Source organism: Leifsonia sp. NPDC058230, assembly GCF_042882245.1.
In the GTDB taxonomy this organism is placed as follows: domain Bacteria; phylum Actinomycetota; class Actinomycetes; order Actinomycetales; family Microbacteriaceae; genus Leifsonia.
The window spans coordinates 522,755-536,309 of the sequence record NZ_JBHVWM010000002.1; the positions used below are offsets into that span (position 1 = coordinate 522,755).

Genomic DNA, 13,555 nt, shown 5'->3' on the forward strand with positions numbered 1-13,555 from the left:
CCTGTGAGGGGCGGCGCGTCGGGATGCGAGACTTGCTGCGTGCAGGCGACGTTTCGGGAGGTAACGGTCAGGCGCGTCGACGCACCGGACCCGCTGTCGCGCGCATCCCGCTCGGCTGCCGGTCACGCCGCCCTGAGCGACCTCGTCGCCGACCTGGCGGGGGTCGAGTCGTCGGAGGTAGTCATCGAGTCGCGCTGTCCCGACTGCGGGGGTCCGCACGGACGCCCGGTCGTGATGGCTCCGGATGCTGCCGTCGGCATCCGCGTCAGCCTCGCGTATGCGGGCGACGTCGTGGTCGCCGCGGCCCGCCGCGGAGGCGCGATCGGAGTGGATGCGGAACTCCGGGATCGCGCACACACCGGGCACGATGAACGCCGCGCGATCCAGGCTCTCGCCCCGGGTGACGGCGATCCGCTCATCCGGTGGACCCGGATCGAGGCCGTGCTCAAGGCGGACGGTCGCGGGCTGAGGGTGGAGCCCGGCCTGGTGCGCTTCGAGCAACAGGCCGGACGGCTCGTCGCCGGCGCGCCCGACGATCCACGACGCTACGCCGTGCGGGACGTCCCGCTGGGTGACGACGTGATCGTCACCGTCGCGCTCGAGGTCCGAGCACGCGACGACTGGGGAGGTCCGGCAGCACTTCGGAGTCCAGCCAGGCCGTGAACAGCGCGCCGAGGTCGGTGCCCGTCTGCTCCGCGACGAAAGCACGGAAGTCGTCCGTCGTCACCACGCCGAATCGGTTCTGGTCGGTCCAGGCCCGGAGCAGGCTGAAGAACGCGTCCTCGCCGACAGTGAGCCGCAGTGCGTGCACCGTGAGCGCCCCGCGCTTGTAGATGCGGTCGTCGAACATGAACGCGGCGCCGGGATCGGAGACGATCAGATCCTGAGGCAGCGCACGCAGTCCCGCATGGTAGCGGCGCGCGAGGGTGTCGGCCGACTCCCGGCCGGCGTGCTCCGACCACAGCCACTCCGCGTAGCAGGCGAAGCCCTCATTAAGCCAGATGTGCCGCCATCCGGCGAGCCCGACGCTGTTGCCGAACCATTGGTGGGCCAGTTCGTGGGCGATGAGTCGTTCCGACCCGCCTTCGCCGTCGACGTGGTTCTCGCCGAAGATCGCGGCGCCCTGTGCCTCGAGCGGAATCTCCAGCTCGTCGTCGGTGACGATCACGCGGTACTGCTCGAACGGGTACGGCCCGAAGACGACCGAGAAGAATCCGACCATCTCGGCCAGCGGCGCGAAGTCGGCGCGCACACGGCTCTCGAGCTCGCGAGGAAAGTCGAATTCCACGGTCGCCTCCGGGAGTTCCAACCGTCGCCGCGTGTAACGCCCGATCTGAACCGTGGCGAGGTAGGTGGCCGTCGGCTCCGGGCATTCGTAGTGCCACGTGCCGCGTCCGGATACGAACGAATGCTCGACGAGGGTTCCGTTCGCGACGACGGTGTACGGCTCTTCGGTCGACACCCGGATGCGGTAGCTCGCCCGGTCCGACGGATGATCGTTGCAGGGGAACCACGTCGGCGAGCCCGACGGCTGTGACGCGACGATGACGCCGTCGGTGAGTTCCTCCCAGCCGACCAGGCCCCACACGCTGCGCCGAGGGGCCGGTGAGCCCGCGTACTCGATCTCCACCGTGAAGGCCTCCCCTTCGGCGATGGGCTTCTCAGGGGTGACGATGAGCTTCGTCTGCGTCTGCGTGAAGCGGGTTCGCCGTGCGCCGTCGACGCGCACCTTTCCGGCCCGCAGCCGCACGAGGTCGAGGCTGAACGAGCTGAGCTCCTGCGTCGAATGGGCTTCGATGACCGCTTTTGCGTCCAGCCGGTTCGTCGCCACCCGGTAGCGCAGGTCGAGGTCGTAGGAGTCGACGCTGTAGCCGCCGTTGCCGGAGCGTGGCAGGTAGGGATCGCCGGCGGTGTGCGCACCTGCACTGGTCGGGGCCCTCACGCGCTGCTCGCGTGGTAGTCGGCGATGGAGACCTCGCGCCAGGGACCGATCGGGTTGCCGCTCCAGCGGCTGCGATCGGGCACGAGCTCCCCGCGCATCACCAGCGAGGCCGGGCCGACGGTCGCGTGCTCGCCGATGCGGGCCGCGGGCAGGATGACGCTGTGCGGACCGAGCGTCCCACCCGTCTCGAGCGTCACCGTGTCCATGCTCATGATTCGATCATGGAAGAGATGGGTTTGCACAACGCAGCCCCGATTCACAGTGGATGCATCGCCCAGCCTCACCAGATCGGCCTCCGGCAGCCAGTAGCTCTCGCACCAGACACCGTGCCCGATCGATGCGCCGAGGCTCCGCAGCCACCAGACGAGCGCCGGCGCTCCGGCGGCCGACTGCGCGAACCACGGTGCCGCCACGATTTCCACGAAGGTGTCGGAGACCTCGCTGCGCCAGACGAACGACGACCAGAGGGGATGCTCGGCCACGCGAATCCGCTGCACCAGCGCCCATTTGGCCGCCGAGCTGACCGCCGCGGCCACCGCCCCGGCCAGGAGCATCACCACCCCACTGAGCAGCACGGCGACGAGGATGCCCCATGCCTGCGCGATCGCGGCCAGCCCGAAGAGCACACCGAGGCCGATCGCGCAGGTGACGAAGACCGGGACGATGCGGCAGAGCTCCCAGAGCGTGCGCGCGACGCGCAGCCCGGGCGACGGGTTGTACGTTCGGTTGTCGTCGCCGCCCGCGGCCGTGCGACGTAGCCGCACCGGTGGCGATCCCAGCCACGAAGAGCCCGGCTTCGACTTGCGCGGCGCCGCCGACAGCACGGCGACGAGGCCGTCGCGCGGCACCCGGTGACCCGCCCCGGCCATCCCGGAGTTGCCGAGGAACGCCCGGGCGCCGATCTCGGCGCGAGCCACCCGCACCCGTCCGCCGCCCAGCTCGTACGATGCGACGAGGGTGTCGTCGGCGAGGAAAGCGCCGTCCTTGATCGTCGTCATCTTGGGGATGAGGAGAACCGTCGAGGCCTCGACGTCGCGGCCGACCTTCGCGCCGAGCAGCCGAAGCCAGACCGGGGTGAAGAGCGACGCGTAGAGCGGGAAGAGCAGCGTGCGGGCGAGGTCGAGCAGGCGCTCGGTGGTCCACACCTGCCAGCCGACGGCGCTGCGCACCGGGTACACGCCCTCTCTGAGGCCGATGCCGAGCAGCCGGACACCCGCGACCACCAGGCCGGAGAGCACCAGACCGGACACCAGCGTTGCGGGGATGAGCGCGGCCAGGGCCTGCAGCGCGGCCTCTCCGAGGGAGTCGGAGCCGGCCATGAACACGGCGACGAGCACTCCTCCCGCGGCGAACGCCACGATCGGCACCAGTGCGACCGCAACCGCCGACGCGCCGTACGCGACGAGCCAGCGCGTGCGGCGTTGCGGACGCTCGGGCTCCCACCATGGGGAGGCCGCACCCACTCGCGTCGCCGGAGAGCCCGCCCAGCGCTCGCCAGCGCGCACCCGCCCGAACACGGACGACCCCGGGGCGATCTCCGCGTTCTTGCCGATGCGCGCACCGGGAAGCAGGGTGCTCCGCGCGCCGATCGTGCTGTTCGCGCCGATGCGCACCGCGCCGACGCGAAGCAGGTCGCCGTCGATCCAGTAGCCGGACAGGTCGACTTCGGGTTCGATGGCGGCGCCCGACCCGACGCGGAGCATCCCAGTCACCGGCGGCAGGGCGTGGAGATCCACGTCCTCACCGATCTGGGCGCCCAGCGCCCGCGCGTAGTACGAGATCCACGGCGCGCCTGCCAGACTCACGGCACCCACCTGATGCGCAACCTGCTCGGCGAGCCACAACCGCAGGTGCACCCCGCCGCCGCGCGGGTAGTCTCCCGCACGGACCCCGGCGAGCAGGATGCGCGCGACCACCACGGAGATCGCCATGCGGCCGAACGGGGTCGCGAAGACGAGCAGGCCGATCACGAGCAGCCACGGCGATGTCTGCGGAAGGAACCCGAAGCCGTCGAAGTTCGCGAGAATGGCCGAGGCGGTGAGCACATAGAGCAACCACCGGATGCCGCTCAGCACGAAGAGCGGAACGCCGAGCACGGTCTGCAGCCACTGCATCCGGCGAGGCGTCGGCGGAACCGTGTGGGTGGACTCGGCTTCGCGCCGGGTTCCGGATGCGCGTGACGCGAGCTCGGCCCCCATCGCGCCCAGCCGGGGATGCGAGTAGATGTCGGCGACCGTGAACTCGGGGTCGCGCTGCCGGATGCGCGTGACCAGCTGCGCCGCCGGGAGCGAGCCGCCGCCGAGGTCGAAGAAGTTGTCGTCGGGATTCGAGACCGGCAGGCCGAGGACCGCCTGCCAGTCCTCGGCGAGCTGCCGGAGGCCCGGGTCGAGGTCGACGTCGCCGGGGTCGAGATCGGGAAGCGGCCAGGGAAGAGCTGCACGGTCCACCTTCCCGGACGTGCGCGTGGGCAGCTCGCCGACCACGGCGAGGAGCGGGACGAGCGCTGCCGGCAGCTCATCGCGCAGCCGGGCGAGCGCTGCGGCGCGATCGAACGCGTCGGGATCGGCGACGGACAGGTAGCCGACCAGAACCTGGTTGCCCGCATCCGTCGTCCGTACCGCTGCCGCTGCCCCCGACACCCCGGCGAGGCCCTGGAGCGCCGACTCGATCTCGCCGAGCTCGATGCGGCGTCCACCGACCTTCACCTGGTCGTCCGCCCGCCCCTGGAAGAGCAGGCCACGGGTGTCGAACCGCACGAGGTCGCCGCTGCGGTAGGCGCGCTCCCAGCCGAGGGTCAGCAGCGAGGCGTACTTCTCCGCATCCTTCGCCGGGTCGAGGTAGCGGGCGAGGCCGACCCCGCCGATGATCAGCTCGCCGACATCGCCTTCGTCGACGGGCAGACCCTCGGGATCGACCACAGCGAGGTCCCAGCCGTCGAGCGGCAGGCCGATGCGGACCGGCTCGCCCGGCTGAAGCAGTGACGCGCACGCGACGACGGTGGCCTCGGTGGGCCCGTAGGTGTTCCAGACTTCGCGACCGTCGACCGCGAGGCGATCGACGAGGTCGGGCGGGCAGGCCTCCCCGCCGAAGATCAGGAGGCGCACATTCTCGAGCGATTCGGCCGGCCACAGCGCGGCCAGCGTCGGCACGGTCGACACGATCGTGACACCCCGCGTCGTGAGCCACGGGCCGAGATCCATGCCGCTGCGCACCAGCGAACGGGGTGCAGGCACCAGACACGCACCGTGGCGCCAGGCCAGCCACATCTCCTCGCAGGAGGCGTCGAAGGCGACGGAGAGTCCCGCGAGAACGCGGTCGCCCGGGCCGATGGGCTCCGACTGGAGGAACAGCCGGGCCTCGGCGTCGACGAAGGCCGCCGCGGAGCGGTGGGTGACCGCCACGCCCTTCGGCGTGCCGGTCGATCCCGACGTGAAGATGATCCACGCGTCGTCCGCGGGCGTCGGCGCGGACACGATGGGCGTGGTCGCCGTGCTGGGGTGCGCGGGCGCGCCCTCGAACAACGGGTCCGACGCATCCTCGGTCTCGGGATCGGTCGGGACGTACTCGCCGGCGCCCGATATGATGCCGCGCACGAGCGCCTCGCTGAAGACGAGTTCGGCCCGCTCATCCGGATCGTCCGCATCCACGGGCACGTAGGCGGCGCCGGCGGCGAGCACGGCGAGGATGGAGATGTACAGCTCCCGGCTTCCCGAGGCCAGGCGCACGCCGACGCGGTCGCCGCGCCTCACCCCGCGAAGCGTGAGCCGTGCGGCCACTGCGACGACGCGGGCCATCAACTCGCGGTAGCTCAGGGCGCCCTTCCCGTCGTCCAGCGCCGAAGCATCCGGATGCGCGGCCGCCGTCTCACGGAGGACGTCGAGCAGCGTGCGGGGCTCGGCCGCCCATTCGCTCCGGGTCAGGACACCTGTGCGAGGTTCGGTCACGTCTCAACTCCGGTCGCGGAAAAGTGCCCGGATGTCACCGGGAACGCGAATCCAGAACCTATCCGGCGCCGGTAGCCGGGAGGTGAACAGACCGTCAGCGACCGCCGTCGGAGAGCGCTGCGACGAGGGCCGCCTTGTTCAGGGTGGAGTATCCGCGGATGCCGCGCGCACGAGCACTGGAGCGCAGATCGGCCACGGTGAGCGACTGGAGCACGAAGTTCGACGCCACGGGGGTGACCTCGGCGATCGGCTTGGACGCAGCGGGCGTCGATGCGGCAGGCTTCGAGGCGGTGACTTTCGCGGGGGCGGGCTTCGATGCAGCAGGCTTGGATGCGGCAGTCTTCGTCGCAGCAGGCCTCGCGGCGGCAGGCTTCGATGCCGGACGGGACGTTCCCTTCGAGCCCGACTTGGACGCCTTCGACGCAGACGGTTTCGACGCTGACGTCTTCGACGCAGACTGCTTCTTCGTGCCGGATCCGCGCTTCGCGGGCGAGGGCAGCACCGTCTTCTGCAACTTCTTGAGGTCGCCCGACAGATCTTTCGCCTTCTTCTTCAGCTTCTGACGAGCGTTCTTGTCGACCTTCTTGGCCGCGCGTCTCGCGTCTGCGAGCGCCTCCTCAGCGGCCTTCAGGGACTTCTTAGCAGTTTTCTCGAGCTTGGACTGGCTTGCCACCGTGCACCTCCGTCGCGGGTACTGCGCTGATCAGCCATTCTTTCACACCGGCTGCTTCAAGCGCTGGCGCGCTCCACACGCACCGAGCAGTGCGTCTCGCGGCTAGAAGCCGCCGAAGTCGCCACCCCCGCCGAAGTCACCGCCACCGAAGTCACCGCCTCCACCGAAGTCGCCGCCTCCACCACCCCAGCCGTCGGCCGACGCACTGGATGCATCACCAGCGACATCCGGACCACCGGAGTCGCCGCCGTCGCCCGAGTTTCCGTTGTCGCCGGAGTTGCCGTTGTCGCCGCCGTCGGACGCCTGCTGGTCGCTCGGGCCGGGCAGGAAGGAGCCGACGATCGCAGAGCCGATCACATATCCGGCGACGCTTCCGAGCAGCGAGCTGGCGAACATCCCGCCGAAGCCCACTCCCCCGCCTCCTCCGCCGCCGAGCGAACGTTCGAGGGTTCCGGGCTGGCGCAGCTCCGAACGGGTTGCCGACTGGGCGAGCGAGCGCGGGTCGTCGCCGCGGGGCTGCTCGCCGGCGGGAGCGTTCTGGCTGAGTTGCTGGAACAGCAGCTGGCACTGCTCGGGCGTCAGCTTCGAGAACGCCTCCTCGTGCACCTGTTCGATCGTCTCGGGAGGAGCCGTACGCAGCAGGTAGCGGTAGCGCTCGACCGCGATCTCGTCGTCGCTCCGCTGTGGGCTCGGGGCACTCTGTTGAGCGCCGGCGTACGGAGCCTGTTGCGGCTCTTCACGGCCTAGAAGTCGGTCGAGGAATCCCATGATGCTCACTCCGATCTACGTCGACGCGCGTGCGCCTACCACGAAACCTATGGCCCTGTCATGAGACGACGTGTGAAGTCGTCTGTGAAACCGCTGTGCTGTCGATGCTCGGGACACGACATCCGGGGGTCGCGGTCAGCCCCCGACCCAGAATCCCCTGCCGCCGAACCAGTCTCCGTACTCGCCCGCGATGTCGTCCATCGGCGACGATCCGCGGGTGCCGAGATACGATCCGACGACGGCAGCGCCGAGGTCGTCGAGCTCGGGGGCGACGACGCGGCCGGACACCCGTCGTGCCATCGACTCGACGAACCGGGCGAGCCCGCGGTCGGTGCCGAGCCGGAAGAACGTGGTCTGGGCACCCAGCCGCATCGAGTTGTCGAGCTCGCGCAGAGTGTGTTCGATCGTTCGCGGATGCGGTGGGTACGAGAAGCTCACCGATCCGTCCGCCTCGAGGTGCGACGTCGGCTCGCCGTCGGTGACGATGAGCAGCACCGGCTGGGCGTTCGGGTGCTTGCGGAAGTGCCTGTTCGCCAGCAGCAGCGCGTGGTGGAGGTTCGTCCCCTTGTCCCACACCGCGTCGAGCGCCGTGAGCTGCTCGATGTCCATGACCTCCGCGTGCCGGCCGAATCCGATCAGCTGCAGGTGGTCGCCGCGGAACCGCGACCGGATGAGCGTGTGCAGAGCCAGCGCCGTTCGTTTCATCGGCACCCAGCGGTCGTCGAGCGCCATGGAGAAGGAGGTGTCGACGAGCAGTGCGACCGCCGCCTGCGTGCGAGCCTCGGTCTCGGCGACCTCGATGTCGTCGACCGTGATGAGACGTCCTCCGCCCTCCCCGGCCCGGCGTCGGACGCTGTTGAGCATCGTGCGCGGGATGTCCCAGGGCTCGGTGTCCCCGAACTCCCACGGCCGGGTCGCCCCCGAGCTCTCCCCCGCAGCGCCGGCCTGGTGGAGTTCGCGCTCACCGCGCCGTCCGGACATGCGGGTCGCGATGTCGCGCAGCAGCGCCTTGCCGAGCTGGCGCATCGCCTTGGGTGTGAGCTTGAGTGCGCCCGTCGAGTCACGGCGGAGGGTGCCGCTGTCGCGCAGCGTCTTCTCCAGTTCGCGCAGGGTGCGGGCGGAGACGGCTGCCTCGTCCCCGAGCTGGCGGCCGAGTCTGTCGAGGTCGATGTCGTCCATCCGGGCGCCGCGGTACGACTGCGAGAGCTGGTCGCTGAGCTCGTCGAGGTCAGCGAGATCCTGGAGCACGCCCGTACCGTCGCCGAGCCCGAGCGCATCCTCGCCGTCGAACCGCTCCGAGCCGCCCCAGTTCTCGCCGGGTCGCAGGGCCTGGAGATTGGAGTCGAGCTGAGACAGCGCATCCATCAGCTGCGGTGTGCCGAACGCCTGAGCGGAGAGCTGCATCAGCTCCTGGCGCTGCTCGGGGGTCATGGAGTTGAGCATCCGTTGGGCCGCCGCCGACCGCTCGGCCAGGGTGTCGATCAGCTCGTCGATGTTCTGCGGATGCTCGGGGAAGAAGTCGCCGTGCTCGTCCATGAAGTCGTCGAAGTCCTGCTGGGTGTCCTCGCCGAGCCGATGCTTCTCCAGAAGCGAGTTGAGGTCCGTCAGCATGTCGTTGATCGCCGCGCGGTCCCCGTCGGTCGCGTTCTCGAGGGCCTGCTTCATGCCGGCGAACCGCTGGTCGAGCATCTCCCGCCCGAGCAGGTCCTTGATCTTCTCGTAGTCCGCCCGTGCCTCGCCCGACTGCCACTGGTAGTCGGCGAGGTCGGTCACCGCGGCGGATGTGGACGACGGCAGATTGTCGAGCCGCATTTCGGCGAAGGCGCGATCGTCGTCATCCAGGCGCACATCCCTGGCCAGCTGTTTGCGCTCTTCGAGCACGGCGCGGTCGAGCAGTTCCTTGACCTGTTTGAGTGTTCCGTCGAGGTTGTGCCGGTGCAGCAGCTCCCGGCGCCGTTCGGACACCCGGCGCGCGAGATCGTCGAGCCCGGTCTGGTTGCGACCTCCCCGCCGGAGGAACTCCCCCATCGCGCGCTCGGGCGACGAGCCCTCCATGACGCGCTCGCCGATCGCGTCGAGCGCTTCGGCGATGTCGACGGGTGGGGCGAGCGGATCGCCGCCGTCGTAGCGGCGGAACCGGGTGCGGCTCCTAGCCATAGACGGTCTCGTTGCCGTCGGTGTCCTTGCCGACCTTGCGGGCGAGGTAGAGCCCCTCCAGCGCGAGCTCGATCGCCGCCGCCTGCTCGCCGTCGCTGTCGGCGTCGAGCGCGTCGCAGATGTCGTCGTACAGTTCGGACTCCCCGAGCAGCGGCAGCTCGTCGAGGAACTGGCGTGCCGTCACCTGCTCGCCCGTCACCACCATCGCACCGCTTTCGATCGCTGCCACGAGCGGCCCGAAATCGAGGCCGCGGAAGTGCTCGCGTACCGTATCCGCGGTCGCCGTCCGAAGCAGGTGCGTCAGGATGTCGGCCTCGCGGCCCTCTTCGCCCGTCTCGAACTCGATCTTGCCGCCGAGCACATCCACCGCGGTCTCGAGGTCGACGACCCGGGCGACGGCCTCGTCCTCACCCTGTGCGGTCGCCCGATGCAGTGCGGCCGCCGCGATCGTCTCGGCGCCCGCGATGGCGAATCGCGCGCTGACGCCGCTTCGCTGATCGACCGACGAGGATTCGCGCAGGTTGCGGGTGAACCGCGCCAGGATCTCGACGAGATGGTCGGGCACCTCGGCGACCAGGTCCGCTTCCTGCCGGATCACGGCGATCTCGGCCTCCAGCCGGGTCGGGTAGTGCGTGCGGATCTCCGCTCCGAACCGGTCCTTGAGCGGTGTGATGATGCGGCCGCGGTTCGTGTAGTCCTCGGGGTTGGCGCTCGCGACCACCAGAACGTCGAGCGGCAGTCGCAGCACATATCCGCGCACCTGGATGTCGCGCTCCTCCATGACGTTCAGCATCGCGACCTGGATGCGCTCGGCCAGGTCCGGCAGCTCGTTGATCGCGACGATCCCGCGATGGCTGCGGGGGATCAGCCCGAAGTGGATGGTCTCCGGATCACCCAGCGAGCGTCCCTCGGCGACCTTCATCGGGTCGACGTCACCGATCAGGTCGGCCACCGAGGTGTCGGGCGTCGCGAGCTTCTCCACGTAGCGCTCATCCCGATGCCGCCACGCGACCGGCAGCCGGTCGCCCAATTCGAGGGCGCGTCGCCGGGAGGCGTACGTGATCGGCTCGTACGGATGCTCGCCGAGCTCCGCCCCGTCGATCACCGGTGTCCACTCGTCCAGCAGGCCACCGAGCGTGCGGAGGATGCGCGTCTTCCCCTGCCCGCGCTCGCCGAGCAGCACGACGTCATGCCCGGCGATCAGCGCCCGTTCGAGTTGGGGGATGACCGTGGACTCGAATCCGTGCAGCCGCGGCCAGGGATCGTCCCCTGCCCGTAGCTTCGCCAGCAGATTGTCGCGGATCTCGACCCGCAGCGGCTTCTGGACATGGCCGGAGGCGCGCAGCTCTCCGACGGTGCTGATGTTTGGAGCCTGGGTCTCAGGGGTGCTCACCCATCCAGGCTAACCCCGCCGCGACCCGATCGAACGGGATCGCCCACAATCGGCCGTTTCCCCTGGACTATTGCGCCGAAGGGCAGAAGAATGCATAAACATGAGAACTGCTCACGTGATTCGCACGCCGGATCAGCAGTTACGGATCTTCGTCAGCTCCACTCTGCAGGAGCTCGCCGCCGAGCGCCGTGCGACCCAGGCGGCCATCCAGCGCCTGCACCTCGCCCCCGTGATGTTCGAGCTGGGTGCACGACCGCACCCGCCGCGCGAGCTCTACCGGGCGTACCTCGACCAGAGCGATGTGTTCGTCGGCGTGTACTGGGAGAAGTACGGATGGATCGCGCCCGACGAAGAGGTGTCGGGACTCGAAGACGAATACAACCTGTGCCCACCCGACCTGCCCCGCCTGCTGTACGTCAAGAGCCCGGCCACGAACCGCGAGCCGAAGCTCACCGAGCTTCTCACTCGCATCCGGGACGACGACCGTGCCGCCTACAAATACTTCGCCACCGCGAAGGAGCTCGGCCGGCTGGTGGAGGCCGACCTCGCCACGCTCCTCGCCGAACGGTTCGACCAGAGCCGGGTGCTGCTGACGGCCGACGTGCTGAGCGATGCCGACCGTGTCGCCGAGCCCGTGCGCCTCCCGGTGTCGCTCACCGACCTCATCGGGCGCGACCGCGACATCTCCGCGATCGGCGGGATGCTCGCATCCGGCACACGGCTCGTCACCCTCATCGGCCCGGGCGGCATCGGCAAGAGCCGCCTGGCGATCGCCGCAGCGCGCGCCGCGGCTTCGCAGTTCGCCGACGGCGCCGTGTTCGTCGATCTCTCTGCTGTGCACGACCCCGAGCGCGTTGCGCACACGATCGCGCAGGCGCTCGGGGTGCGCGACACCGGCGACGCCCCCGTGCTGGAGAACCTGGCGACCGCTCTGGGCGATCGCCGCATCCTGCTGCTGCTCGACAACTTCGAGCAGGTGCTGGATGCGGCGCCGATGCTCACCGCGCTGCTCGCGGAGGCGCCCGGGATGGCCGCGATCGTCACCAGCCGTTCGCTGCTCCGGGTGGGCGCCGAGCAGAGCTACGAAGTGGGTCCGCTCGCCCAGGACTCGTCTCTGAACCTCTTCGTCGAGCGCGCGAAGGCCGCCAAGCCCGACTTCGAGCTCACGTTCGACAACGCGGCCACCATCGCCCGTGTCTGCGCTGCCGTGGACGGTGCTCCGCTCGCCATCGAGCTCGCGGCGGCACGCATCCGGGTGCTCTCACCGGCCGATCTGCTCGATCGGCTCGACCGGCGGCTCTCGGTGCTGGTGGGCGGCTCGCGCGATCTGCCGGAACGTCAGCAGACCATCCGGCGCACCATCGAATGGAGCACCCAGCTGCTCGACGACGGGCAGCGGCAGCTCCTCGCGCGCCTGGGCGTCTTCGAGGGCGGCTTCACCCTGGAGGCGGCCGAGTTCGTCGGCAACGCCGTCGCGGGCGACCAGGACGCGGGCGGTGACGTTCTCACCGACCTCACGGCCCTCGTCGACAACAGCCTCGTGGGACCGCACGACAGCGGCGAGCGCCCCGGGTTCTCGATGCAGGCGATCGTGCGCGAGTACGCACGCGAGCAGCTCGAGGCGTCGGGAGAGCTCGGCCACGTCCGTGACGCGCACGCCCGCTACTTCATCCGTCTGGCCGACCGGGTCGAGTCGGAGCTGAAGGGCGAACGGCAACGCGAGTGGATGCTGCGGCTCGGCGACGAGCGCGACAACCTGCGAGCCGCCGAACGCTTCCTCCTCGGCGGCCGGGACTGGGACCGCGCGGCCCACCTCGCGTTCAAGCTCTACCTCTACTGGTGGGTGGCCGGGCTTCTCGGCGAGGTGCGCACGTGGATGGACGAGGCGCTCGACTCCGGGGACGAGCTCTCCGACCACACGCGGGCCATCGCGCTCTATTTCACCCGCACGATCATGTTCTGGAAGGACCCGGACGGCAGCGTGGCCGCCGACCTCACCGAGAGCGCCGAACTCTTCCGGCGCACCTCCGACCCCGACGGCGAGGGACTCACCCGGATCTCGCTGGCGCTGGCCCTCCTGGCGGGAGGGAAGCCGGACACGGAGCGGGCCCGCGACGTGATGGAGACGAGCCTCAGCCTCTTCCGGGGTTCCGGAAGCCTCTGGGGCGAGTCGATGGCGCTCGTGCTCCTGGGCCGCGTCGCCCTGCTCCAGCAGGCGGTCCCCGAAGCACGCGACCACTTCGAGAAGAGCCTGGCGATCACTCGACGCACCGGTGACGCGGTCGGCCAGCGCATCGCCTCGTACCACCTGGGCTGGGCGCTGCTCCTGCTCGGTGACGTGGATCAGGCCCGCGCCGACTTCGCACTCAGTGCCACCCTCTCGGCGGGCCTCGGCCACGCCGAAGGTGTCGCCTACGGCATCGAGGGGATGGTCGCCGTGGCCGCGCTCGCCGGCGATGTGGAACGCGCCGGTCGGTTGGCGGGGGCGGCACGGGCGCTGCGCGAACGGAGCGGCACGCACAACGGCCCGATGTTCACCTTCCACCAGAAGTACCTCGATCAGCTCGTCGCGGCAGGGCGAGGCGAGGAGCTGGATGCGGCGATCGCCGCCGGCCGCGGCCTCACCGTCGAGCAGGCGGTCGCCGAAGCCCTCGCGGAGGCCGAGCAGGACTAGCGGG

General features: G+C 70.0%; 8 protein-coding genes. 2 read left to right on the forward strand and 6 right to left on the reverse strand.

The genetic code is table 11. The annotated features are described in order from the left end of the window. Nucleotides 1-39: 39 nt before the first annotated feature. Nucleotides 40-663: a 4'-phosphopantetheinyl transferase family protein gene (locus ACFVV0_RS08125; RefSeq protein ID WP_387060837.1), complete on the forward strand. Its 624-nt coding sequence runs from the start codon at nucleotides 40-42 to the stop codon at nucleotides 661-663. Here the strand turns inward: ACFVV0_RS08125 and ACFVV0_RS08130 are convergent. The 6 genes from ACFVV0_RS08130 to ACFVV0_RS08155 all read right to left on the reverse strand — a co-directional run bounded on the left by ACFVV0_RS08130 (nucleotide 587) and on the right by ACFVV0_RS08155 (nucleotide 10,877). Continuing rightward, nucleotides 587-1,942 (reverse strand): M1 family metallopeptidase, encoded by a 1,356-nt coding sequence (locus ACFVV0_RS08130; RefSeq protein WP_387060840.1) that lies wholly within the window; start codon nucleotides 1,940-1,942, stop codon nucleotides 587-589. The genes ACFVV0_RS08125 and ACFVV0_RS08130 overlap by 77 nt on opposite strands. Beyond that, nucleotides 1,939-5,886, reverse strand: a complete 3,948-nt coding sequence (locus tag ACFVV0_RS08135; protein WP_387060843.1) for a Pls/PosA family non-ribosomal peptide synthetase — start codon at nucleotides 5,884-5,886, stop codon at nucleotides 1,939-1,941. Before ACFVV0_RS08135 ends, ACFVV0_RS08130 begins: the two co-directional genes overlap by 4 nt. A 94-nt stretch (nucleotides 5,887-5,980) precedes the next feature. Next, on the reverse strand, nucleotides 5,981-6,559 hold the full coding sequence (locus ACFVV0_RS08140) for a hypothetical protein (protein WP_387060845.1): 579 nt from the start codon (nucleotides 6,557-6,559) through the stop codon (nucleotides 5,981-5,983). 102 nt (nucleotides 6,560-6,661) lie between these two features. Continuing rightward, nucleotides 6,662-7,327: a hypothetical protein gene (locus ACFVV0_RS08145; RefSeq protein ID WP_387061777.1), complete on the reverse strand. Its 666-nt coding sequence runs from the start codon at nucleotides 7,325-7,327 to the stop codon at nucleotides 6,662-6,664. A gap of 135 nt (nucleotides 7,328-7,462) precedes the next feature. Further along, nucleotides 7,463-9,484, reverse strand: coding sequence for a VWA domain-containing protein (locus ACFVV0_RS08150; protein WP_387060848.1), 2,022 nt, complete (start codon nucleotides 9,482-9,484; stop codon nucleotides 7,463-7,465). Then, nucleotides 9,477-10,877, reverse strand: coding sequence for a sigma 54-interacting transcriptional regulator (locus ACFVV0_RS08155; RefSeq protein WP_387060850.1), 1,401 nt, complete (start codon nucleotides 10,875-10,877; stop codon nucleotides 9,477-9,479). The genes ACFVV0_RS08150 and ACFVV0_RS08155 overlap by 8 nt, the downstream gene beginning before the upstream one ends. A gap of 100 nt (nucleotides 10,878-10,977) precedes the next feature. Between ACFVV0_RS08155 and ACFVV0_RS08160 the strand changes: the two genes are divergently transcribed. Beyond that, nucleotides 10,978-13,551 (forward strand): DUF4062 domain-containing protein, encoded by a 2,574-nt coding sequence (locus tag ACFVV0_RS08160; RefSeq protein ID WP_387060852.1) that lies wholly within the window; start codon nucleotides 10,978-10,980, stop codon nucleotides 13,549-13,551. Nucleotides 13,552-13,555 lie beyond the last annotated feature (4 nt).